The organism is Roseateles sp. (genome assembly GCF_965229315.1).
Lineage (GTDB): Bacteria > Pseudomonadota > Gammaproteobacteria > Burkholderiales > Burkholderiaceae_C > Pelomonas.
In genome coordinates this window covers 478,437-499,924 of the sequence record NZ_CBDDJA010000002.1, presented here as the reverse complement: position 1 = coordinate 499,924, position 21,488 = coordinate 478,437, and the positions used below count along the sequence as shown (strand labels likewise).

General features: G+C 71.2%; 22 protein-coding genes. 15 read left to right on the top strand and 7 right to left on the bottom strand.

Annotation, left to right across the window (positions count from 1 at the left end):
* The first annotated feature begins 1 nt into the window (after position 1).
* On the top strand, positions 2–1,075 hold the full coding sequence (locus ACO07H_RS07020) for a nicotinate-nucleotide--dimethylbenzimidazole phosphoribosyltransferase (protein ID WP_422012529.1): 1,074 nt from the start codon (positions 2–4) through the stop codon (positions 1,073–1,075).
* Between the two features lie 14 nt (positions 1,076–1,089).
* Here the strand turns inward: ACO07H_RS07020 and ACO07H_RS07015 are convergent, their stop codons facing one another.
* Positions 1,090–1,746: a hypothetical protein gene (locus ACO07H_RS07015; protein ID WP_422012527.1), complete on the bottom strand. Its 657-nt coding sequence runs from the start codon at positions 1,744–1,746 to the stop codon at positions 1,090–1,092.
* Positions 1,747–1,800: 54 nt separating this feature from the next.
* Here ACO07H_RS07015 and gspG point away from each other — a divergent pair, with 54 nt between their 5' ends.
* The 10 genes from gspG to gspE all read left to right on the top strand — a co-directional run bounded on the left by gspG (position 1,801) and on the right by gspE (position 11,039).
* The gene (gene gspG / locus ACO07H_RS07010; protein ID WP_422012525.1) at positions 1,801–2,223 is read left to right on the top strand and encodes a type II secretion system major pseudopilin GspG; all 423 of its coding nucleotides are present in this window, start codon (positions 1,801–1,803) and stop codon (positions 2,221–2,223) included.
* Positions 2,195–2,659 (top strand): GspH/FimT family pseudopilin, encoded by a 465-nt coding sequence (locus tag ACO07H_RS07005; RefSeq protein WP_422012523.1) that lies wholly within the window; start codon positions 2,195–2,197, stop codon positions 2,657–2,659. Before gspG ends, ACO07H_RS07005 begins: the two co-directional genes overlap by 29 nt.
* The gene (gene gspI / locus ACO07H_RS07000; protein WP_422012521.1) at positions 2,656–3,024 is read left to right on the top strand and encodes a type II secretion system minor pseudopilin GspI; all 369 of its coding nucleotides are present in this window, start codon (positions 2,656–2,658) and stop codon (positions 3,022–3,024) included. Before ACO07H_RS07005 ends, gspI begins: the two co-directional genes overlap by 4 nt.
* Positions 3,021–3,635 (top strand): PulJ/GspJ family protein, encoded by a 615-nt coding sequence (locus ACO07H_RS06995; RefSeq protein ID WP_422012519.1) that lies wholly within the window; start codon positions 3,021–3,023, stop codon positions 3,633–3,635. Before gspI ends, ACO07H_RS06995 begins: the two co-directional genes overlap by 4 nt.
* On the top strand, positions 3,632–4,615 hold the full coding sequence (gene gspK / locus ACO07H_RS06990; protein ID WP_422012517.1) for a type II secretion system minor pseudopilin GspK: 984 nt from the start codon (positions 3,632–3,634) through the stop codon (positions 4,613–4,615). Before ACO07H_RS06995 ends, gspK begins: the two co-directional genes overlap by 4 nt.
* Positions 4,616–4,698: 83 nt before the next feature.
* A complete protein-coding gene (gene gspL, locus ACO07H_RS06985) occupies positions 4,699–5,958 on the top strand; it encodes a type II secretion system protein GspL (protein ID WP_422012515.1) in 1,260 nt (419 codons plus the stop codon).
* A complete protein-coding gene (gspM, locus tag ACO07H_RS06980) occupies positions 5,958–6,485 on the top strand; it encodes a type II secretion system protein GspM (protein WP_422012513.1) in 528 nt (175 codons plus the stop codon). The genes gspL and gspM overlap by 1 nt, the downstream gene beginning before the upstream one ends.
* Complete coding sequence (gene gspN / locus ACO07H_RS06975; RefSeq protein WP_422012511.1) at positions 6,485–7,360, top strand: type II secretion system protein N; 876 nt, start codon at positions 6,485–6,487, stop codon at positions 7,358–7,360. Before gspM ends, gspN begins: the two co-directional genes overlap by 1 nt.
* Before the next feature lie 2 nt (positions 7,361–7,362).
* Complete coding sequence (gene gspD, locus ACO07H_RS06970) at positions 7,363–9,606, top strand: type II secretion system secretin GspD (RefSeq protein ID WP_422012509.1); 2,244 nt, start codon at positions 7,363–7,365, stop codon at positions 9,604–9,606.
* Between the two features lie 17 nt (positions 9,607–9,623).
* Complete coding sequence (gene gspE, locus ACO07H_RS06965; protein WP_422018601.1) at positions 9,624–11,039, top strand: type II secretion system ATPase GspE; 1,416 nt, start codon at positions 9,624–9,626, stop codon at positions 11,037–11,039.
* Positions 11,040–11,049: 10 nt separating this feature from the next.
* On the opposite strand, the gene ACO07H_RS06960 is transcribed toward gspE, so the two are convergent.
* Positions 11,050–11,718, bottom strand: coding sequence for a PEP-CTERM sorting domain-containing protein (locus tag ACO07H_RS06960; protein ID WP_422012507.1), 669 nt, complete (start codon positions 11,716–11,718; stop codon positions 11,050–11,052).
* A 133-nt stretch (positions 11,719–11,851) separates the two neighbouring features.
* Between ACO07H_RS06960 and gspF the strand changes: the two genes are divergently transcribed.
* Entirely contained in the window at positions 11,852–13,063 is a 1,212-nt protein-coding gene (gene gspF, locus ACO07H_RS06955; protein WP_422012505.1) for a type II secretion system inner membrane protein GspF, read from the top strand.
* An 88-nt stretch (positions 13,064–13,151) separates the two neighbouring features.
* Here gspF and ACO07H_RS06950 read toward each other — a convergent pair whose 3' ends face one another.
* The 4 genes from ACO07H_RS06950 to ACO07H_RS06935 all read right to left on the bottom strand — a co-directional run bounded on the left by ACO07H_RS06950 (position 13,152) and on the right by ACO07H_RS06935 (position 17,165).
* A complete protein-coding gene (locus tag ACO07H_RS06950) occupies positions 13,152–13,826 on the bottom strand; it encodes an amino acid ABC transporter permease (RefSeq protein WP_422012503.1) in 675 nt (224 codons plus the stop codon).
* Positions 13,823–14,524, bottom strand: coding sequence for an amino acid ABC transporter permease (locus ACO07H_RS06945; protein WP_422012501.1), 702 nt, complete (start codon positions 14,522–14,524; stop codon positions 13,823–13,825). Before ACO07H_RS06945 ends, ACO07H_RS06950 begins: the two co-directional genes overlap by 4 nt.
* Before the next feature lie 84 nt (positions 14,525–14,608).
* Positions 14,609–15,451: an ABC transporter substrate-binding protein gene (locus ACO07H_RS06940; RefSeq protein ID WP_422012499.1), complete on the bottom strand. Its 843-nt coding sequence runs from the start codon at positions 15,449–15,451 to the stop codon at positions 14,609–14,611.
* Positions 15,452–15,605: 154 nt separating this feature from the next.
* Positions 15,606–17,165, bottom strand: coding sequence for a methyl-accepting chemotaxis protein (locus ACO07H_RS06935; protein WP_422012497.1), 1,560 nt, complete (start codon positions 17,163–17,165; stop codon positions 15,606–15,608).
* 237 nt (positions 17,166–17,402) lie between these two features.
* Between ACO07H_RS06935 and ACO07H_RS06930 the strand changes: the two genes are divergently transcribed.
* Together ACO07H_RS06930 and ACO07H_RS06925 are read left to right on the top strand one after the other, a co-directional pair.
* On the top strand, positions 17,403–18,791 hold the full coding sequence (locus ACO07H_RS06930) for a pyridoxal-phosphate dependent enzyme (protein WP_422012495.1): 1,389 nt from the start codon (positions 17,403–17,405) through the stop codon (positions 18,789–18,791).
* Complete coding sequence (locus ACO07H_RS06925; RefSeq protein WP_422012493.1) at positions 18,788–19,969, top strand: trans-sulfuration enzyme family protein; 1,182 nt, start codon at positions 18,788–18,790, stop codon at positions 19,967–19,969. The genes ACO07H_RS06930 and ACO07H_RS06925 overlap by 4 nt, the downstream gene beginning before the upstream one ends.
* On the opposite strand, the gene ACO07H_RS06920 is transcribed toward ACO07H_RS06925, so the two are convergent.
* Positions 19,966–20,493: a DUF3455 domain-containing protein gene (locus ACO07H_RS06920; RefSeq protein ID WP_422012491.1), complete on the bottom strand. Its 528-nt coding sequence runs from the start codon at positions 20,491–20,493 to the stop codon at positions 19,966–19,968. The genes ACO07H_RS06925 and ACO07H_RS06920 overlap by 4 nt on opposite strands.
* Before the next feature lie 77 nt (positions 20,494–20,570).
* Here ACO07H_RS06920 and ACO07H_RS06915 point away from each other — a divergent pair, with 77 nt between their 5' ends.
* The gene (locus tag ACO07H_RS06915; protein WP_422012489.1) at positions 20,571–21,461 is read left to right on the top strand and encodes a 5'-nucleotidase; all 891 of its coding nucleotides are present in this window, start codon (positions 20,571–20,573) and stop codon (positions 21,459–21,461) included.
* Positions 21,462–21,488: the final 27 nt, after the last annotated feature.

Sequence of the window (21,488 nt, the reverse complement as noted above, 5' to 3'; positions counted from 1 at the left end):
CATGACCGTTGCCCAACAGTCGCTGATTTCACCCACCGCCAATCCCGAGCTGGAAGCCGCGCTGCGCGACCGCGTTGACCGCCGGTCCGCCATCGCCGGCGGCCTCGGCGAACTGGAACCGCTGGCCGTGCGCCTGGGCCTGGTGCAGAACAGCCTGACGCCGCGCTTTCGCGACCCCGTGCTGTCGCTGTTCGCGTCCGACCATGGTGTCGTCGTCGACGGTGTCGGCGCGCAGTGGGGCCGGGCCACCAAGGACCTCGTGCAGATGGCGCTGCACGCCCAGTTGCCGGTGTCCGTGTTCGCCCGCCTGCAGGGCCTGCACCTGACCGTGGTGGACTGCGGCGTCGCCGAGAACCTGCCGCCGCATGCGCGGCTGCTGGCGCGCAAGGTTGCCCACGGCACGCGCAACGCCCGCACCGCGCTGGCCATGAGCCTCGAACAGGCCCATGCCGGCGTGCGCGTCGGCATGGAGATCGCCGACAACCTGCCGGGCAACGTGCTGGCCTGTGCCGGCATGGGCCAGGGCTCGCCGGAATGCGCGGCGCTGATCCTGTCGCGGCTGTCCGACCAGCCGGTGCGCGACTTCGTCGTCTCCGGCCCCACGATGCGCCAGGACGATCTCGTCCACCTGCTGGACGTGCTGCACGGGGCCCAGGCACGCCACCGCGAAGCCAAGGACCCGATGGACGTGCTGGCGGCCTTCGGCGGCCACGAGCTCGCCGTCATGGTGGGCGCCATGCTGGTGGCGGCGAGCAAGCGCAGCCTCATCATCGTGGACGGCATTGCCGCCTGCGCGGCGCTCAAGCTCGCATCGCTGATCTGCGCGCCGGTCACCGACTACGCCGTGTTCTGCCGCAGCCACGTGCACCGCGGCCTGGACGAAGCGCTGGCGCTGTTCCACGCGTCCGCGCTGCTGGAGCTGGGCATGGACAGTGCCGACGGCACCGGTGCCGCGCTGGCCTGGCCCATGATCCGCGCGGCGGCTGCGCTGCTGACCGACTTGCACGAGGTCGCCGAGGCGCGCCTGGCGCTGCGGCCCGACGCCGGCACCCACCTGCCGACGCTGGGCGCCTGAGCCTGACCTGAGCTTCAGCGCTCCTGCGGCGCCTGGCGCGGGTCGTACTGCGGCGGCATGGGCCGCGGCGCTGCCAGCGGCACGCCGTTGGCGGCAGCCGCCCGCGCCGGTCCTGGCGAAGTCCCCGGCCCTGGTGCCGGCGTCGGCGCCGCGGCGGGCTGTTGCGCCACGGTGCCGGCCGGGTTGCCACCCAGCACGATGGGCGATGGCGCGGCAGGCGGCAGCGAGCCCGTCGCCGGCGTGGCCGGCGGGCTGATCTCCAGCACCTGCGTGGGCACCCGGCCCGGCACGCCCAGGCTCGCGCTGCGGGCGTCCACGCGCAGCAACTGCAAGTCGCCGTCGACGACCGCACCCACGCGAACCGTGCGCGTCACGCCGTCCACCTCGATCAGCGCGACGCCTTCGCCGGCTTCGGCCGCCTTCGCATTCCTGGGGGCCACCACGCCCACCAGGCGCAGCCGCGTCGACGGCGCCACGTCAACCTGCGGCGCGGCATCGGGTGCCGTCACGCCCAGCAGACGGCTCAGATCGACCTGGGTGGCACGCGATTCACCGGCGGGCAGCACCGATGCCGGCATCGCCAGCGGCCGCGAGAACAGTTGCAGGCTCCAGTAAGCCACCGAACCGCCGAGCAGCAGCCACACCGAAAACGCCATCAATCGAGCAAGCATCGCCCCATTATGATGGCCCGCTCACTGCTGCTCTGCGCTCCCCCGCACCACGCCATGCGTCGTTCTCCCCTTGCCCGCGGCTTCACGCTGATCGAACTGCTGGTCGTGCTCGTCATCATCGGCGTGCTGGCCGCCCTCGTCGTGCCCAATGTGCTGGACCGTGCGGAGGACGCCCGCGTCACCGCCGCGCGCACCGACGTCAACAACCTGATGCAGGCCCTCAAGCTCTACAAGCTCGACAACCAGCGCTACCCCAGCGCCGACCAGGGCCTGGACGCGCTGGTGCACAAGCCCACCGCCGGCACCCCGCCGCCGAACTGGAAGCCTTATCTCGAGAAGCTGCCGAACGACCCCTGGGGCCACCCCTACCAGTACGCCAACCCCGGCGTGAAGGGCGAGGTCGATGTCTACAGCTTTGGCGCCGACGGCCGCGCCGGCGGCGAGGGCCGTGACGCGGACATCGGCTCCTGGCAGTAAGCCGCACGGCTTCACGCTGATCGAGCTGTTGGTGGTGGTGGCGCTGATCGCCATCACCAGCGCCACCGTCAGCCTGGCCTTGCGCGACCCCACCGAGCTGCAATTGCAGCGTGAAGCCCAGCGCCTCGCCGCGTTGCTGGAGACGGCACGTGCGGAAAGCCGTGCGTCGGGCCTCACCGTGCGCTGGATTCCCAAGGGTCTGAACAACGGCGACGACTTCCGCTTCGAGGGCCTGCCGCGCACCATCCAGTTGCCCACGCGCTGGCTGGGCGACCCGGTGGCCGTGCAGATCGAGAACGCCACCGCCGCCAACCCTGGCCTGACCCTCGGCCCCGAGCCCATCATCCCGGCCCAGCGCCTGCGCCTGCAACTGGGCAACCAGCGCCTCGTGCTGGGCACCGACGGCCTCGCCGCCTTCGACGTCGTCGAGCCATGACGCGAAACAGCGCCGGCTTCACGCTGATCGAGGTGCTGGTCGCCCTCGTCATCGTCGCCATCGCGCTCGGCGCCGGCATCAAGGCCGCGGGTGCGCTGGCCGGCAACGCCGAACGCCTGGCCGAGGTCAGCGCCGCGCAGTGGTGCGCCGAGAACCAGCTGACCGAGCTGCGCCTGGGCCAGCAGTTCCCCGACATCGGCGAATCCCCGTTCGCCTGCGAGCAGCTCGGCCGCGCCTACACCGGCAAGCTCAAGGTCAGCCCGACGCCCAACCCGCTGTTCCGCCGCGTCGACGCCGCCATCGAGAACGACCAGGGCCAGCCGGTGCTGAGCCTGTCCACCATCATGGGCAAGCTGGGCACATGAAGGTACGCGGCTTCACCCTCGTCGAAGTGCTGGTGGCGCTGGTCGTCATGGCGACCATGGCGGCGATGGCCTGGCGCGGCATCGACGCGCTGGTGCGCAGCCGCGAGATCGCCCAGGCGCGCCTGGCGCAGACGGCGCGGCTGCAGACCGTGCTGGCGCAGTGGGAGGCCGACCTGCGCGCGCTGCAGGACAGCCACAGCCCCGTGCCGCCGCTGGACTTCGACGGCGGCAGCCTCGTGCTGACACGCCAGGTGCCGGCCGGGCTGCAAGTCGTCGTCTGGAGCCTGCGCGAGGGCAGCATCTGGCGCTGGGAGAGCCCGGCGCTGCGCACCGTGGAAGACCTGGAGCTGCAGCGCCAGCGCGGCATGCAGCAGTTGGCGCAGCGCAACCCGGCGCTGCGCGCCTTCGACGGCGTCGCTGGCTGGCAGTTCTACTGCTTCTGGGGCAACGCCTGGAGCAACTGCCTGTCCACCGGCAATTCGGACGCCGGCCCCACCAGCAGCCGCACGCCCATCCAGGTGCCGTCGGGGCTGCGCATCGCGATGCAGTTCGCCGACGGCAGCGGGCTCAACGGCACGCTGATGCGCGAGCTGGAGGTCACCGCCCAATGAACCCGCACCGACACCAGCGCGGCGCGGCGCTGCTGACCGCGATGATCATCGTCACGCTGATCGCCAGCCTGGCCGCCGGCATGGTCTGGCAGCAGTACCGCGCCGTGCAGATCGAGGCCGCGGACCGCGCCCGCGCGCAGAGCACCTGGATCCTGCAGGGCGCGCTGGACTGGGCCCGCCTCATCCTGCGCGAGGACGCCCAGGCCAACCGCCAGAAGCCCGTCGACCACCTCGGCGAGCCCTGGGCCGTGCCGCTGGCGGAGGCGCGCCTGTCCACCTTCCTGGCTGCCGACCGCACGGCCGCCAGCGACGACGACGGGCCCGAGGCCTTCCTGTCCGGCAGCATCGAGGACGCGCAGGGCCACTACAACCTGCGTGCGCTGCTCAGCGGCACCAAGGTGCCGGAACTGGAGCAGCGCGTGCTGGAGCGGCTGTGCACCCAGGTCAACGCGCCGCCCGGCACGGCCACGCTCATCATCGCGGGCCTGCGCGCGGCCTTCCCGGCGGCGGCCAGCGGGGCCGCCAGCGCCGTCGAGGCCGGCGCCAGCGAGAGCGAAAGCGGCCCGCTGCGCCCCGCCAGCCTGGACCAGCTCGCCTGGCTGGGCCTGGACGACGCCACCATCAAGCGCCTGCAGCCCTATGTCGTGCTGCTGCCCAAGGCCACGCCGGTCAACCTGAACACGGCGCCGCGCGAGGTCATCGCGGCCTTGTTCGACGGCGTCGACCTGGCTTCGGCCGAGCGGCTGGTGCAGGGCCGCAAGGCCAGCCCGCTGCAGAACGTGACCGACGCCGCCAACTTCCTGCCGACCGGCGTGACGCTGGACACCAGCCGCGTGGCTGTCATGTCGTCCTTCTTCTTCGTCACCGGCCGGCTGCGGCTGGAGGAGCGCCAGTTGGAGCAGCGCTCGCTGATCGAACGGCAGGGGCTGACCATGGTCGTGCGGGCGCGTGAACGTATCAACCAGTTGGTGGAGCGTTGAGCACCGACTTTCACCGCGATGTCCCGCCCCTGGCCTGTAACTTCACAGCCCGCTCCTAGAATGCGCCGCGCTTCAATCTCCCCATGAGCACCCTGCTGCTGTTCCTGCCCCCCCGGTCGCGTCTGCGCGCGCTGGGACGAGCCGCGCCCGCGGCGGCCGACGTGCCGCGCACCGACGTGCTGCGCGAGTACGACTACGTGCTGACCCCCGACGGCCGCCAGATCACCGCCGAGGGCCGCGCCACCGCGGCCTCGCTGCCGGCGGCGGACAGCGTCGTCGCCATCGCCGGCGAGTCCGACGTCAGCTGGCGCCGCGTGGAGCTGCCGCGCGCCGGCCGCCAGATGCGCGCGGCACTGGCCGGCAAGCTGGAAGAAGCGCTGCTGGACGACCCCGACACGCTGCACTTCGCGCTGGAGCCCGACGCGCTGGGCGGCGACACGGCCTGGGTGGCCGTCACGTCGCGCAGTTGGCTGGCAGGCCACCTGGCCCAGTTGGAAGCCGCCCAGGTCTTCATCGAGCGCGTCGCGCCGCTGTCCTGGCCGGACGCGCTGGCGCGCGGCCACTTCTTCGAGGCCAACGGCGACGCGCAGGACGGCGGCGTCTCGCTGCGCTGGAGCCACACCGAAGGCGTCGCGACGCTGCCGCTGGGCGGTGGTCTGGCGCGCCAGTTCTTCCCGCCCGGCCTCGTGCATGCGGCGCAATGGACGGCCACGCCCGGCGTCGCCACGGCCGCCGAGCGCTGGCTGGGCACCACCGTCAGCGTGCAGACGCCCGGCCAGCGCGCGCTGTCGGTGGTGGACAGCGCCTGGAACCTGCGCCAGTTCGAACTCGCGCCCCGGGCCCGCGGCGTGCGTGCGCTGCGCCTCGTGCACCGGGCACTGATGCGCAAGCCCTGGCAGCCGGTGCGCTGGGGCATCGCGGCACTGCTGCTGGTGCAGCTGCTGGGCCTGAACCTGTGGGCCTGGCACCAGCACCGCGAGGTGGCCGCTCGCCGCGAGGCCGTCACCACGACGCTGACCAGCGCCTTCCCCGAGGTGCGCGCCATCCTGGACGCGCCGGTGCAGATGCAAAAGCAGCTCGACCTGCTGCGCGCCAGCGCCGGCAGCGTCGGCGAGCAGGACCTCGAAGCGCTGCTCGCAGCCGCCGCCACCGCCTGGCCCGCCGACCGCCCGCCCGCCGAGGCGCTGGCGTTCGAGCCCGGGCGCCTCACCGTGTCCGCCCAGGGCTGGGCGCAGGCACAGATCGACAACTTCCGCACCCAGTTGCGCAGCGATGGCTGGCAACTGGATTCCAGCGAAGGCAAGCTGACCCTCAGCCGCGCCAGCATGCAGGGACGCACCTGATGGCCAGTTTCAACCACGCCACCGGCGACGCGGGGCTCGCCGTGCGGCTCAGGCAGACCAAGGCGCAGGCGATGGCGCAATGGCAGGCGCTGGGCGAGCGCGAGCGCCTGGTGCTGGCCACGGTCGCCGCGCTGCTGGGCCTGCTGCTGGCCTGGAGCCTGCTGCTCGCGCCCGCGCTGCGCACGCTGAAGACCGCACCGGCCGAACTGGAACAGCTGGAGCTGCAACTGCAGCAGATGCAGGCGCAGGCGCAGGAGGCCCGCACGCTGCGCGCCGCGCCCGCCGTGCCGCCGGCCCAGGCGCAGGCCGCGCTGACGGCCTCGGTCGAGCATCTCGGCCCCGTGGCCCGCATCAACCTCGCGGGCGACCGCGCCGTCGTCACGCTCAACGGCATCGCGCCCGAGGCGCTGCAGAGCTGGCTGGGCGAAGTGCGCTCGGCGGCCCGGGCGCGGCCCGTCGAGGCCCAGCTCACGCGCGGCCCCAAGGGCTATGCCGGCACGCTGGTGCTGAGCCTGGGAGCGCCGTGATGCGTCTGTTCAAGAAGAAGGCCCCCGCACTGCCGCCGGACTCGGTGCTGGGCGGCGCCACGGCCGGCGGCCGCGCGGTGCGCCACCGCACGCCGCGGCGCTGGGCCGTCGCCGGTGCGCTGCTGGGCGTGCTCGTCGCGCTCGTCGCCTTCGCGCCGGCCAGCTGGCTGGCACGCGCGCTCGCATCGGCCACGGGCGAGCACCTGCTCATCGTCGACACGCGCGGCAGCGTCTGGAACGGCTCGGGCGTGCTGGTGCTCACCGGCGGCGCCGGCAGCCGCGACGCCTCCGCGCTGCCCGGCCGGCTGCACTGGCGCATGACGGTCCAGGGCCTGGGGCTGCAGCTCGCGGCGCGGCAGGACTGCTGCATCAACGGCGAGCTGCTGCTGGGCCTGAAGCCCGGCCTGGGGCGGCTGGACATCAGCGTGGACAACCGCGCCGACTGGCTGGTGCGCCTGCCCGCCGGCCTGCTGTCGGGCCTGGGCACGCCGTGGAACACGCTGCAGCTCGGCGGCTCGCTGCGCATGTCGGCCCGCGAGCTGCGGCTGGAGTCGGTGCAGGGCCGCTGGCGCCAGTTCGGCGAGCTGCAGCTGGACCTCATCAACCTGTCCTCGCGCGTGTCCACCGTCGCGCCGCTGGGCAGCTACCGCTTCAGCGTCACCGCTGACGCGACGAACCCCGGCCTCAGCACCTTGCGCCTGTCCACACTGGAGGGCGCGCTGCAGCTCTCCGGCGCCGGCGTGCTCAACAGCGGCGGCAAGAGCCGCTTCACCGGCGAGGCCACCGCCGCGCCGGGCCGCGAAGAAGCGCTGAACAACCTGCTGAACATCATCGGGCGCCGCCAAGGGGCGCGCTCCGTCTTGACGATCGGATGATCATGAATCTCCCACGCACCGCCGTTGCGACTGCCACCGCGCTCACCGCGCTGCTGGCGGCCACGGGCAACAGCGCCTTCGCACAGCCCGACAGCGCCACCGTGCAGCGCGCCCAACCGACCTCGTCGCGGGGGCCGGCCGTCAGGCCCAGCTCGCCGGTCACGCTGAACTTCGTCAACGCGGACATCGAGGCCGTGACACGCGCCATGGGCGTCATGCTCAACCGGCAGTTCATCATCGACCCGCGCGTGAAGGGCTCGATCACGGTCTACAGCGAGCAACCCGTGTCGGTGGCCGAGGCCTACCGCACCTACCTCGCCGCGCTGCGCGGCCTGGGCTTCACCGTCGTCGAGACGGCCGGCTTCCTGAAGGTGCTGCCGGAGCCGGACGCCAAGCTGCAGGCCGGCTCCGTGGCCGTCGAGACGAGCAGCGCGCGCGGCGACCAAATCCTGACGCAGATCTTCCGCGTGCAGCACGAGAACGCGAACAACCTCGTGGCCGTGCTGCGCCCGCTGATCAGCCCGAACAACACGATCAACGCCAACCCGGGCAACAACAGCCTGGTCATCACCGACTACGCCGACAACCTGCAGCGCATCGCCAAGATCATCGCGGCGATGGACACGCCCGGCACCAGCGACATCGAGATCGTGCCGCTGAAGTACGCCGTCGCGGCCGACCTGGCGCCGCTGGTGCAACGCCTGGCCGACGGCGGCCAGACGGTGGCTGCGGCCGTGCCCGGCCAGAGCAGCAGCGCGGTCAACGTGCTGGTGGACCCGCGCTCCAACGGCCTCATCCTGCGCGCCAGCAATCCTGCCCGCCTAGCGGCCGTGCGCTCCATGGTCGACAAGCTCGACCAGCCCGGCACCGACGGCGGCAACAACATCCGCGTCGTCTACCTGAAGAATGCCGACGCGACCAAGCTCGCGACCGTGCTGCGCGCGGCGTTCGGTGCGGCCTCGTCGGGCAGCAACAACCAGTCCGGCAGCAACTCGTCGCTGTCCGGCACGGGCGCGCTCGGCGGCAACAACAACCAGACGCTCACGGGTGCCACGTCCAGCAGCAACAGCACTGGCGGCATGAACTCGGCCGCCGCCACGTCGCCGCTGAGCCAGTCGGCCGGCCCGTCCACCGGCGGCTTCGTGCAGGCCGACCCGTCGACGAACTCGCTCATCATCACGGCGCCCGAACCGCTGTACCGCCAGGTGCGGGCCGTCATCGAGCAGCTCGACGCGCGCCGCGCGCAGGTCTACGTGGAGTCGCTCATCGTCAAGATCGACAACACCAAGGCCGCGCAGTTCGGCGTGCAGTGGCAGAACCTGTTCGGCAGCAAGGGCGACGGCACCATCACTGGCGCCGGCACCAACTTCGGCACGGGCCTGTCCAACATCATCAATGCCACCGGCGCCGTCGCCGGCGGCACCGCGGGCGTGACGACCGCGCTGACCAACGGCTCCGCGCCGACCGGCCTGAACATCGGCGTGCTGAAGAAGTTCGGCAGCATCTACACGCTGGGCGCGGTGGCCAATTTCTTCGAGAGCCAGAGCGGCGCCAACGTGCTGTCCACGCCCAACCTCGTCGCGCTGGACAACGAGGAGGCCCGCATCGTCATCGGCCAGAACGTGCCCTTCGTGACCGGCTCCTACGCCGGCGCCACCACCACCGGCGGCACCGTCAACCCCTTCACGACGGTGGACCGCAAGGACGTGGGCCTGACGCTGAAGGTCAAGAGCCAGATCGGCGAGGGCGGCACCGTGCGCATGGTGGTCTACCAGGAGAACTCCTCCGTGGTGCCCGGCAGCAACGGCACCACAGGCCCGACGCTGGACAAGAGCGCCATCGAGACCAGCGTGGTCGTGGACGACGGCGACATCATCGTGCTGGGCGGCCTGCTCAAGGACGAGTACACCGACGGCGACGACGGCGTGCCGGGCCTGTCCAAGATCCCGCTGATCGGCAACCTGTTCAGCAGCAAGAACCGCAAGCGCGTGAAGACCAACCTGATGGTGTTCCTGCGCCCGGTCGTCATGCGCAACGCCGAGGGCGCGAACCGCCTCACGCTGGACCGCTACGAGAGCATCCGCGCCGTGCAGCAGGTCAGCCAGCCGCAGAAGAACCTGATGCTGCCCGACACCGGCTCGCCGGTGCTGCCCGAGCCCAAGTTCGCGCCGGCCGACAAGGCGCTGCCGCAGCCGTCCCTGCAGACGCCGGTGCCCCCGCAGCAACCACAGCAGCCGCCCCAGTAAGCCCTCCCATGGCCGCGATCCGCCACCCCCTGCCCTACGCCTTTGCGAAGGCCAACTCCGTGCTGCTGGAGGACGACGGCAGCACGCTGACGCTGTGGGCGCCGCCCGAGGTCGGCTGGGCCACGCTGTCCGAGGTGCAGCGCCTGTACGCCGTGGACAAGCTGGAGTCCGAGGCCGGGCCGTCGCTGGCCGAGCGCATCAACGCCGCCTATGCCGGCAGCGAGAGCAGCGCGGCCGTGGTCATCGGCGAGGTCGAGAGCGCCGTGGACCTGTCGCGCATGATGCAGGACCTGCCGGCGGTGGAAGACCTGCTGGAAGCCGCCAACGACGCGCCCATCATCCGCATGCTCAACGCGCTGCTGACGCAGGCGGCCAAGGACGGCGCGAGCGACATCCACATCGAACCCTATGAGCGCGCGTCGTCCGTGCGCTTTCGCGTCGACGGCACGCTGCGCGAGGTGGTGCAGCCCAACCGCGGCCTGCACGCCGCGCTGATTTCGCGCCTGAAGATCATGGCCGAGCTGGACATCGCCGAGAAGCGGCTGCCGCAGGACGGCCGCATCTCGCTGCGCATCGGCGGCCGCGCCATCGACGTGCGCGTGTCCACGCTGCCCAGCGCCCACGGCGAACGCGCCGTGCTGCGCCTGCTGGACAAGAGCGAATCCAAGTTCACGCTCGAAGGCCTGGGCATGGACGGCGACGTGCTGTCCGCGTTCAAGAAGCTGGTGCAGCAACCGCACGGCATCGTGCTCGTGACCGGCCCGACCGGCTCGGGCAAGACGACGTCGCTGTACGCATCGCTGCAGACCGTGGACACCAGCACCACCAACGTGCTGACCGTCGAGGACCCGATCGAGTACGAGCTGCCCGGCATCGGCCAGACCCAGGTCAACGCCAAGATCGACCTGACGTTCGCCAAGGCCTTGCGCGCCATCCTGCGCCAGGACCCGGACGTCATCATGATCGGCGAAATCCGCGACTACGAGACCGCGCAGATCGCCATCCAGGCCTCGCTCACAGGCCACCTGGTGCTTGCCACGCTGCACACCAACGACGCGCCCAGCGCCGTCACGCGGCTGACCGACATGGGCGTGGAGCCCTTCCTGCTGTCTTCGTCGCTCTTGGGCGTGCTGGCACAGCGGCTGGTGCGGCGCCTGTGCCCGGTCTGCAAGCGCCAGGACGACCACGGCCGCTGGCACCCGGTGGGCTGCGAAGCCTGCGGCCACACCGGCTACAAGGGCCGCACGGGCGTCTACGAGTTGATGGTGGCCGACGACGCGGTGCGCAGCCTCATCCACAACCGCGCGCCCGAAAGCCAGCTCACGGCCGCCGCCGTGTCCACCGGCCTGCGCTCGATGCGCGAGGACGGCGACCGGCTCATCGCGTCCGGTGTCACATCACTGGAAGAAGTGCTGCGCGTGACGCGCGAGTGAGCGCCACCGATCAGGCGCGCGCGGATCGGTGCTGCCGGCGGCGACGCGCTGCGCCGCCCGCACCCACGAGCGCCAGCGTGACCAGTGCCAGCGAGCCGGGCTCGGGGAGTTCGCTCACATAGAAGTCCAGCCTCAGGCGGCGGATGTCGAGGCTCTCGGCGCCGGGAAAGACCAACACGGCGGTCGATGACGGGAACGACCCGCCCCACGCGCCGCTGAAGTAGAGGTCGCGATAGTCACTGGCCAGGTGGTCGTTGATCCAGGAATCCTGGGGCGTGTCGAAGCTCAGGATGGCTTGGTCCAGATAGACCAGTCCCATCAGGTCGAGACCATCGCCGCCGATTCCCAGTCCCAGGTACAGGCCACCGGCGCCCCCGGCAACGGCATGGCTCATGTCGCGGTCCGAACTCAGCTCGATGTGGATCAGATGGCGCCCCCCACCCAGATCGGACTGGGACTCGCTGAGCGTGTAGGCCTGGCCGTTGCTCACGAAGCTCTGGTCGTTGCCGTCGAACACGCCCTGCGCGGACACGGTGTTCTCTAAGTAGATCGGCGCGGGCGCCTCGTCGGCGAGGAAGATCGAGTAGGTCGAGTTGGCGACGACGACAGGCCCGGCCTCGGCCGTCACCACAGCCAGGCTGGCCCCTGCGGCGAGCAGGGCGGCAATCATTGTCCTCATGGCGGGTCCTTTCTGAGAGCGGCCGGTGGATGAGCGCCGATTCTTGACAGGCGCTGCGCCGCGGCAATCCCGTGCCTGTGGGCCGACGTGATGTCCGGTTTTTGCGCGGCGCGCAGCACGCACAATCTGCCCCATGCCAGCCTACAAGTACGACGCCCTCACCGACGCCGGCCGCCAGAACAGTGGCCTGATCGAGGCCGACAACCCGCGTGCGGCCCGCGCTGCGGTGCGCGCGCTGGGCCTCACGCCGCTGTCCATCGAGACCGTGCAGCAGCACGGCGCGCAGGAAGGCAGCCGCTTCACGCGCCGCGTCTTCGGCCAGACGGCGCTGGCGGTGTGGACGCGCCAGCTGGCCGGCCTCGTCGGCTCGGGCCTGCCCATCGAACGCGCGCTGACGGCGCTGGCCGACGAGAGCGAGGACACCAAGCAGCGCGAGCTCATCAGCCAGCTCAAGGCCGAGGTCAACGCCGGCTCGCCGTTCGCGCAGGCGCTGTCCACCGCGCCGCGCGAGTTCGACGACGTCTACCGCGGTGTGGTCGCCGCCGGCGAGCAGAGCGGTGCGCTGGGCCAGGTGCTGGAGAAGCTCGCCGACGACCTGGAGGAGCGCCAGGACCTGAAGGCCAAGCTGGTCGGTGCCATGGCCTACCCGGCCATCGTCTCGCTGATCTCGGTGTTCATCGTCATCTTCCTCGTCACCTACGTGGTGCCGCAGATCGCGACCGTGTTCACCAGTTCCAAGCGCGCGCTGCCCGCGCTGACGGTCGCGATGCTGGCCATCAGCGATTTCGTGCGCGCCTGGGGCTGGGCCCTGCTGGCCGCGCTGGCGGCCGGTGGCGTGGCGCTGCGCTTCGCACTGAAGGCGCCGGCCTTCCGGCTGCGCTTCGATGCCGGCATCCTGGGCCTGCCGCTGGTCGGGCGCCTGGCGCGCGGCTACAACGCGGCGCGCTTCGCCGGCACGCTGGCCATGCTGGCCGGTGCCGGCGTGCCCATCCTGAAGGCCTTGCAGGCTGCGGCCGAGACGCTGTCCAACCGCGCCATGCAGGCCGATGCGCTGGACGCGCTGGTGCAGGTGCGCGAAGGCGCGCCGCTGGGCTCGGCCCTGGCCGGCAAGAAGCGCTTCCCCGGCATCCTCGCGATGTTCGCCCGCCTGGGCGAGCAGACCGGCCAGCTGCCCGAGATGCTGGGCCGCGCCGCGCGCCAGTTGAGCGTCGAGGTGCAACGCCGCTCCATGGCCGCGGCCACGCTGCTGGAGCCGCTGCTCATCGTCGCGATGGGCGCGGTGGTGCTGCTCATCGTGCTGGCGGTGTTGCTGCCGATCATCCAGCTCAACACCTGGGTCAAGTAGGACCACCCCTACCGGCTGCGCCGGCCCCTCAAGGGGCACCGTCAGTGGCCCGGCAAAGCCGGTTCCACGACGGTCGCTGGAGAAGGCACTACGTCGAGAGGCGGCGTTCGGCGAGCTTGGCGATGCGCGCCAGCCCGAAACACATGACGAAGTAGCTGAGCGCCAGCGTCGTGTAGATCTCGACGGGCTTGACCAGCACCTGGGCGTTGATCTGGCTGGCGATGAAGCTCAGCTCGGACAGGCCGATGATGGTGCCCAGCGACGTGGCCTTGATGGTCGCGACGAACTGGTTGATCAGCGACGGCAGCATGTGGCGCAGCGCCTGCGGCAGCAGCACGCCGCGCAGCGCCTGGCCGCGTGTGAGCCCCAGCGACAGCGCCGCCTGCAGTTGGCCGCGCGGCAGCGCGCGCAGGCCGGCGTTCACGATCTCGGCCAGATAGGCCGCATCGAAGACGACCAGCGCGATCAGCATGGTGCTGAACTGGTCGGTCTTGTGGCCGGTGACCGTGGGCAGGAAGAAGTAGGCCCAGAACACCACCATCAGCAGCGGCGTGCCCCGCACCACCCAGACCCAGGCCGTGACTGGCAGGCGCAGCCAGCGGTTGGGGCTGAAGCGGGCCAGGCCCAGCAGGATGCCCAGCGGCAGCGCGAGCAGCAGGCCCAGCGTGGCCAAGATCACCGTCAGCGCCAGGCCGCCCAGCGGGCCGTGCGGGTACTGGCCGACGAGGAAGTAGAGCCAGTAGGTGTCGACCAGCTCAGTCATCGTTTTGCCCCCTGTGGGGACACGACCTGCTGCGCCCACTGGGCCAGGCCGGTCAGCACCAGCGACACCGACAGGTAGGCCGCCGTCACCAGCGCAAAGGTCTCGAAGCCACGGAAGCTCGCGGACTCGACGCGCTGCGCCTGCGTCATCAGCTCGGCCGCGCCGATGGCGGTGGCGATGCTGGTGTTCTTCCAGAGGTTGAGCGTTTGCGACAGCAGCGGTGGCAGCGTGATGCGCAGCGCCTGCGGCAGCACGACCAGGCGCATCGCGGCCAGGTAGCCGAAGCCCAGTGCACGCGCTGCGTCGAGCTGCGCGGCCGGCACGGCGCGCACACCGGAGCGGATGTCCTCGGACATGTAGGCCGCCGTGTACAACGTCAGCGCGGCCCAGGCGCTGAGGACTTCGATGTTGCCGGCGTAGATCTGCGCCTTCAGGTCCGGTGGCAGCAGCTCCGGCATGCCGAAGTACCAGAACAGCATGTGCACCAGCAGCGGCACGCAGCGCACGGCCTCCACGAAGGACTCGCCCACGAGGTTCAGCGGCCGCCAGGGCGCGATGCGCAGCAATGCGAGGAGCACGGCCAGCGGCAGCGCGGTGAACAGCGTCAGCCCCGTGAGCAGCAGGGACAGGCGCAGGCCGGCGAGCAGCCAGGCGAGGTAGTCCCCGTGCAGCAGCGGGGCGAAGGACAGGACGGGCATGCGGGGTCCGGCAGCAACGAGGCAGCCGCCGGCCTTCGTGAGGCGGGCGGCTGCGGTGGGTCGGAAGTCAGTCGACGACCCGGATCAGCTGTCGACCTGGTCGCTGTCGATCTTGAACGTGCGCCTGGGGAACTTCAGCCGCGTGTCCGGGCCGTACCACTTGACGAACAGCTTGTCGGCCTCGCCGCTCTTCTCCAGCTCGCGCAGCGCGCCGTCCACCTGCTCCTTCAGGCGCTTCTCGCCCTTCTTGAGGCCGATGGCCAGCGGTTCGACGCTGATGTTCTGGTCGAGGATGCGGTACTGCGCCTTGGCCGCGCCGAGCTTGGCGTGCTGGTCAAGCAGCGACACCTCGTCGTTGACGAACGCGACGCCCTTGCCCTGCTGCAGCGCCTGGAAGGCCTGCGGGCCGGTGTCGAAGGTGACGACGTCCACGCCCGGCACGGCCTTGCGGATGTTGGGCTCCTGCGTGCCGCCCTTGATGGTGACGACCTTCCTGCCGGCAAGCGCCGCCAGGTTCTGGATGCCACTGTCGGCCTTCACCAGCACGCGCTGGCCAGTGACGAAGGTGGTCAGCGAGAAGTCGATGACGGCTTCGCGTTCCTTGTTGTGCGTGAGGGACGCAGCCAGCAGGTCCACATGGCCTTGCTGCAGCTCGGGGATGCGCGCGGCGACGGCGAGCTGCTTGACCTGCAGCTTCACGCCCAGCTTGGCGGCGATGGCGCGGGCGAGGTCTACCTCGTAGCCGACGATCTCGCGCGTCTTCGCATCGATGAAGCTGTTGGGCTCGTCGGTGCCCAGCACGCCGACGACAAGCTCGCCCTTCTTCCTGATGTCGTCGAGCTGGTCGGCGTGTGCGGCGTGCAGCGCGAACAGGCTGGCGCCGAAGGCGATGAAGGCCTGGGCAAGGCGGCGGCGGGTGTGAGGCATGGTCGGTGGCGGTCCCTGTGTTGATGAACGTCAGGCCTGTGCCTGAGCGAGCTCATGCTAGGAACCGGCCCCACGCCGCACAACGAAGCAAAGCGCATGTGCTTGCGCGGCAGTTGCGGCCATTGCGCCCGTTGCGCACGAACCGCGGACCGGGTCAGTTCAGCCGGAACGTCGCGACGACGCTGGCCAGCCGGCTCGCCTGCTCCTTCAGGCTCTCGGCCGCCGCGGTGGACTCCTCCACCAGCGCCGCGTTCTGCTGCGTCATCTTGTCGAGGTCGGCCACGGCCACGTTGATCTGGCCGATGCCCTGGCTCTGCTCGTTGGAGGCCGTGCTGATCTCGCCGACGATGTCGGTCACGCGCTGCACGCTGTCGACGATCTCGGTCATCGTGTTGCCGGCGTCCCCCACCAGGCGCGTGCCGGCCTCGACCTTGTCGACGCTCGCGCCGATCAGCGCCTTGATCTCGCGCGCCGCCTCGGCGCTGCGCTGCGCCAGCGTGCGCACTTCGCCGGCCACCACCGCGAAGCCGCGGCCCTGCTCGCCCGCGCGCGCCGCTTCGACCGCCGCATTCAGCGCGAGGATGTTGGTCTGGAAGGCGATGCCGTCGATGGTGCCGATGATGTCGCCGATCTTCTTGCTGGACTGCTGGATATCGGTCATCGTGGCGACCACCTGGCCCACGACGTTGCCGCCGCGCCGGGCCACGTCGGCCGCGGAGTGGGTCAACTGGTTGGCCTGCGCGGCCGAGTCGGCGCTGTGGCGCACGGTGCTCGTCAGCTCTTCCATCGCGCTGGCCGTCTCTTCCAGGTTGGAGGCCGCTTGTTCGGTGCGGGCGCTCAGGTCGCTGTTGCCGCTGGCGATCTGCGTGCTGGCCGTGGAGATGTTGTCGACGACGCTGCGCACCTCCTGCAGCGCACCGCGCAAGGCCGCGCGCATCGCATCGACGGCGCGCAGCAACTGGCCGGTCTCGTCGTTGCCGTAGTGGCGCTGGGGCTCGCCGGTGAGGTCCATGTCGGCGATCGCGCGGGCCGACCGTTCGGCCTCGCGCAACGGGCCGGTGATGCTGCGCGTGAGCCCCACGCTCAGCGCGATGCCGACCACCAGCGCCAGCGCGGAACAGCCCACCAGCAGCCACACGGTGCGGGCACGCAGCGCCTCCACCTTGAGCGCGGACGCGTCCAGCTGCGCGCGCTGGCGCTGGCCCAGGTTTGCCACCGCGTCCAGGTAGTCCTTGGACGTGGGTTCGAACCTCTGCGCGAACACCTGGGCTGCACCCTCGACGTCGCCGGCCTTCTTGGCCTTGTTGACATCGTCGCGGGCGGCCAGGTAGGTCTTGCGCAACTCGCCGATGCGAGCGAACAGGGCACGCTCATCGGGCGAATCGAGCGACGCCTCGATCTGCTTCTGCAGTTCGTTGGTCTGCTGGATGGAGGACGCCGACGCCGGCGCGAAATACTCGACGAGCGACGGGTCGCTGCTCTTGGCGATGGCGGCCGCCCGTTGCACGCCTGCCGTCGTGTGGCGCAACCAGTCGGTCGCGGCGCGCTCCACCTTCAGGCTGTTGCCCAGCATGTCGTCCACTTCGGCGCCCAGCGCGCGCAGCTGCCACACGGCCACGACGCTGGCGAACACCGACAGGCCCAGGATGCAGGACAGCACCCGTGCGAGCCGGCGGCCTATGGAGCCGTGGCGGCTGATGACGGTGGATGACATGCGGAACACTCCCTGGGTACCGACCGCGACATGCGGGCAGTTGTATCGGCCTGCATGTTCGTCGCCCGCGTCAGGGCTTGTCACCCAACAGCAAGGGTAAACGCACCGGTCACGCGGATTGCGTCACGCAAATCGCGCAAGCTCATGCGCAAAGCTTCGTTCCCAGGCGAAGCCTCGCTTCGTAGCCTGCGAGGTCTTGAACCATGCGCCGCGCCCCGATCGCGGCGTCGCTCCGCCATGACCGCCCGACTCCCGCTCGAGGCCCGGCCCGCCGTGCTGGACCTCATCGGCAACACGCCGCTGCTGCCGGTGCAGCGCCTGGACACCGGCCCCTGCCAGCTCTTCCTCAAGCTCGAATCCCAGAACCCCGGCGGCTCCATCAAGGACCGCATCGGCCTGGCGATGATCGAGACGGCCGAGCGCGCCGGGCTGCTCAAACCCGGCGGCACCGTCGTCGAGGCCACGGCCGGCAACACCGGGCTGGGCCTGGCGCTGGTGGCGCGCGCCAAGGGCTACCAGGTGGCGCTGGTGGTGCCCGACAAGATGTCTGCCGAGAAGGTGCTGCAGCTGCGGGCGCTGGGCGCCCAGGTGCACCTGACGCGCTCCGACGTCGGCAAGGGCCACCCCGACTACTACCAGGACGCCGCCGCGCGCCTGGTGCGCGAGATCCCCGGCGCCTGGTATGCCGACCAGTTCAACAACCCCGCCAACCCGCTGGCGCACGAGACCACCACCGCGCCCGAGATCTGGCAGCAGATGGGGCACGACGTGGACGCCATCGTCTGCGGCGTGGGCTCCGGCGGCACCCTCACCGGCCTGGGGCGCTTTTTCCAGCGCGTGCGGCCCGGCATCGACATGGTGCTGGCCGACCCCGTGGGCTCCATCCTGAAGGACTACGTGGACACCGGCCGCCACGGCGACGCCGGCTCCTGGGCGGTGGAAGGCATCGGCGAAGACTTCGTGCCACCCATCGCCGACCTGTCCGCCGTGCGCAAGGCGTACAGCATCTCGGACGCCGACAGCTTCGCCACGGCGCGCGAGCTGTACCGCGCCGAGGGCATCCTGGCCGGCTCGTCGACCGGCACGCTGCTGGCCGCCGCGCTGCGCTACTGCCGCGAGCAGTCCGCGCCGAAGCGCGTCGTCACCTTCGTCTGCGACACCGGCACCCGCTACCTGTCCAAGGTCTACAACGACCATTGGATGTTCGACCAGGGCCTGCTCACGCGCCCGCGTCTCAACGACCTGCGCGACCTGATCTCCCGGCCGGCGGCCAGCGGTTCGGTCGTGTCCGTCACGCCGCAGGACACGCTGCAGACCGCCTTCGCGCGCATGCGCCAGGCCGATGTGTCGCAGCTGCCGGTGCTGGCGAACGGCCGGCTCGTCGGGCTGCTGGACGAGTCCGACCTGCTCGCGCGGCTGCATGCCGATGCCAGCAGCTTCGCCGCGCCGGTGGCCCGCGCGATGAGCGAGGACGTCGTCACGCTGGCGCCCACGGCCCCGCTGGCCGAGCTGCATGAACAGCTGCGCCGCGGCCTGGTCGCCGTCATCGCGGACGACGCGGGCTTCCACGGCCTCGTCACGCGCTTCGACCTCATCAACCACCTGCGCAAGGAGATCACGCGATGAGCGCCACGCCCGCCCACGAACTGGCCTTCGACACCCGCGTCATCCACGCCGGCCAGTCGCCCGACCCCATCACCGGCGCCGTCATGCCGGCCATCTCGGTCAGCTCCACCTACCGCCAGAAGAGCCCGGGCGAGCACAGCGGCTACGAGTACGGCCGCACGCACAACCCGACGCGCCAGGCCTACGAGCGCGCCGTGGCCGACCTCGAAGGCGGCGCGCAGGCCTTCGCGTTCTCGTCCGGCCTGGCGGCCATGGCGACCGTGCTGGACACGCTGCCCGCCGGCTCGCACATCGTCGCGGGCGACGACCTCTACGGCGGCAGCTACCGGCTGTTCGAGCGCGTGCGCAAGCACAGCGCCGGCCTGGCCGTCACCTACGTGGACAGCCGCGACGCTGACAGCCTGCGCGCCGCGCTGCGGCCGGACACGAAGCTGATCTGGATCGAGACGCCCAGCAACCCGCTGCTGCGCCTGACCGACCTCGCCGCCGTGGCCCGCATCGCCCGCGAGCACGGCGCGCTGGCCGTGGCGGACAACACCTTCGCCAGCCCCTGGGCGCAGCAGCCGTTGTCGCTGGGCTTCGACCTCGTCGTGCACTCGGCCACCAAGTACCTCAACGGCCACAGCGACGTCATCGGCGGCATCGCCGTCGTGGGCGGCGAGGCACGCCAGGCGCCCTTGCGCGAGCAGCTCGAATTCCTGCACAACGCCATCGGCTCGGTCGCCGGGCCGTTCGACAGCTTCCTCGCGCTGCGCGGCCTGAAGACGCTGGCGCTGCGCATGGAGCGCCACAACGCCAGCGCCGCCGAGCTGGCCGCATGGCTGAGCACGCAGCCGCAGGTGGAGCGCGTGCTCTACCCGGGGCTGGACAGCCACCCGCAGCATGCGCTGGCGAAGCGCCAGACGCGCGGCGGCGGCGGCATGATCAGCGTCGCGCTGAAGGCGGACCTGGCCGGTGCACGGCGCTTCCTGGAGCGCGTCGAGCTGTTCACGCTGGCCGAGAGCCTGGGCGGCGTGGAGAGCCTGATCTCGCTGCCGGCACTGATGACGCATGCCTCCATCCCGCCCGAGACCCGCGCGCGGCTGGGCATCACGGACGCACTGGTGCGCCTGTCGGTGGGCATCGAGGCCGTGGACGACCTGCGGCGCGACCTGGCCGCAGGCCTGGCGGTTATCTAACGGTAGAAGTTGTAAGTCGCCGTGTAGGCCACGCGCGCCGACTGGCCCAGCTTCTGCGCCGTGCACGCCTCGGCGGGCTCGACGCCGCCGCCGGTGTACAGCCGCTGGATGCTGCGCACGCCGGCCAGCGTGCCGCTGTCGCTGCTGCTCTTGGCCGACAGCAGCAGCCACGGGATGGCGGTGGCCGGCGTGGGGCTGGGTTCGCGCGCCTTCACTTCGCCCACGACGCGGCTGCCGTCCGCCGCCTCCCAGGTCGGGCCGGCGTAGTGCTTGCCCAGCGGGTGGCTGCGCGCGTCCGCCAGCACCGCCTCCGGTGCGCGGAACACCCAGCCCGTGCCGCTGCCATCGGCCTTGGCGGCGCAGTCGTAGATCTGCACGCCGCTGGCCAGCATCTCCGCCACCAGCGTCTGCCCGGCGGGCGGCTGCAGGCTCGCGGGCACCTCGGTGGGCGTGGGCACGGGCTTGAGCGCCGAGGCGCAACCCGCAAGAACGAGGACCGGCAGCAGAGCGAGGTGGGAGCGCATGGGACGACCTTTCAGCAGCAGAAGGCGCCCAGTCTAGGAACTCCAGGCCCGGCGCGCCGCCCCTATCATCGGCCGCCATGCCAGCCAGCCTCAGCGGTCAACTCGTCGTCGCGATCTCGTCGCGCGCCCTTTTCGATTTCGAGGCCGAGAACCAGGTCTTCGAGGCCGGCGACGACCGCGCCTACATGGCCTTGCAGCAGCAGTTGCTGGACCAGCCCGCGCCGCCCGGCGTGGCCTTCTCGCTCGTGAAGAAGCTGCTCGCCTTCAACAGCGGCGGCACGCCGCGCGTGGAGGTGGTGGTGCTGTCGCGCAACGACCCCATCTCGGGCATGCGCGTGTTCCGCTCGGCCGCGCACTACGGGCTGCCGGTGGAGCGCGGGGTGTTCACGCGCGGCGCCGCGCCGTGGCGCTACCTGAAGCCGCTGTCGGCGCAGCTGTTCCTGTCGGCCAACGACGACGACGTGCGCCAGGCGCTGGCGGCCGGCGTGGCCGCCGCGCGCGTGATGCCGCTGTCGCGCCAGGCGTCGGCCGAGCACCCGAACGAGTTGCGCATCGCCTTCGACGGCGACGCCGTGCTGTTCTCCGACGAGGCCGAGCAGGTCTACCAGCGCGACGGCCTCGCCGCGTTCCGCGAGCACGAGAGCACGCGCGCCCACCTGCCGCTGCAGGCCGGCCCCTTCAAGCCCGTGCTGCAGGCGCTGCACCGGCTGCAGCTGGTGCCCGGCATGCGGGTGCGCACGGCGCTGGTCACGGCGCGCAGCGCACCGGCGCACGAGCGCGCCATCCGCACGCTGATGGACTGGCAGATCGAGGTCGACGAGGCGATGTTCCTCGGCGGCCTGGCCAAGGGCGAGTTCCTGCGCGAGTTCGAGCCGGACTTCTTCTTCGACGACCAGGCCGGCCACGTGGCCAGTGCCTCGGTCCACGTGCCGGCCGGCCAGGTCACGATGGGCATCGCGGCGGGCTGAAGCCGCGCCGGGGCGCCCCATGAAAAA

Coding starts and splice junctions, on each gene's coding strand:
- ACO07H_RS07020 (WP_422012529.1), top strand. CDS start 2: ATGACCGTTGCCCAACAGTCGCTGATTTCACCCACCGCCAATCCCGAG.
- ACO07H_RS07015 (WP_422012527.1), bottom strand. CDS start 1,746: ATGCTTGCTCGATTGATGGCGTTTTCGGTGTGGCTGCTGCTCGGCGGT.
- gspG (WP_422012525.1), top strand. CDS start 1,801: ATGCGTCGTTCTCCCCTTGCCCGCGGCTTCACGCTGATCGAACTGCTG.
- gspI (WP_422012521.1), top strand. CDS start 2,656: ATGACGCGAAACAGCGCCGGCTTCACGCTGATCGAGGTGCTGGTCGCC.
- ACO07H_RS06995 (WP_422012519.1), top strand. CDS start 3,021: ATGAAGGTACGCGGCTTCACCCTCGTCGAAGTGCTGGTGGCGCTGGTC.
- gspK (WP_422012517.1), top strand. CDS start 3,632: ATGAACCCGCACCGACACCAGCGCGGCGCGGCGCTGCTGACCGCGATG.
- gspL (WP_422012515.1), top strand. CDS start 4,699: ATGAGCACCCTGCTGCTGTTCCTGCCCCCCCGGTCGCGTCTGCGCGCG.
- gspM (WP_422012513.1), top strand. CDS start 5,958: ATGGCCAGTTTCAACCACGCCACCGGCGACGCGGGGCTCGCCGTGCGG.
- gspN (WP_422012511.1), top strand. CDS start 6,485: ATGCGTCTGTTCAAGAAGAAGGCCCCCGCACTGCCGCCGGACTCGGTG.
- gspD (WP_422012509.1), top strand. CDS start 7,363: ATGAATCTCCCACGCACCGCCGTTGCGACTGCCACCGCGCTCACCGCG.
- ACO07H_RS06960 (WP_422012507.1), bottom strand. CDS start 11,718: ATGAGGACAATGATTGCCGCCCTGCTCGCCGCAGGGGCCAGCCTGGCT.
- gspF (WP_422012505.1), top strand. CDS start 11,852: ATGCCAGCCTACAAGTACGACGCCCTCACCGACGCCGGCCGCCAGAAC.
- ACO07H_RS06950 (WP_422012503.1), bottom strand. CDS start 13,826: ATGACTGAGCTGGTCGACACCTACTGGCTCTACTTCCTCGTCGGCCAG.
- ACO07H_RS06945 (WP_422012501.1), bottom strand. CDS start 14,524: ATGCCCGTCCTGTCCTTCGCCCCGCTGCTGCACGGGGACTACCTCGCC.
- ACO07H_RS06940 (WP_422012499.1), bottom strand. CDS start 15,451: ATGCCTCACACCCGCCGCCGCCTTGCCCAGGCCTTCATCGCCTTCGGC.
- ACO07H_RS06935 (WP_422012497.1), bottom strand. CDS start 17,165: ATGTCATCCACCGTCATCAGCCGCCACGGCTCCATAGGCCGCCGGCTC.
- ACO07H_RS06930 (WP_422012495.1), top strand. CDS start 17,403: ATGACCGCCCGACTCCCGCTCGAGGCCCGGCCCGCCGTGCTGGACCTC.
- ACO07H_RS06925 (WP_422012493.1), top strand. CDS start 18,788: ATGAGCGCCACGCCCGCCCACGAACTGGCCTTCGACACCCGCGTCATC.
- ACO07H_RS06920 (WP_422012491.1), bottom strand. CDS start 20,493: ATGCGCTCCCACCTCGCTCTGCTGCCGGTCCTCGTTCTTGCGGGTTGC.
- ACO07H_RS06915 (WP_422012489.1), top strand. CDS start 20,571: ATGCCAGCCAGCCTCAGCGGTCAACTCGTCGTCGCGATCTCGTCGCGC.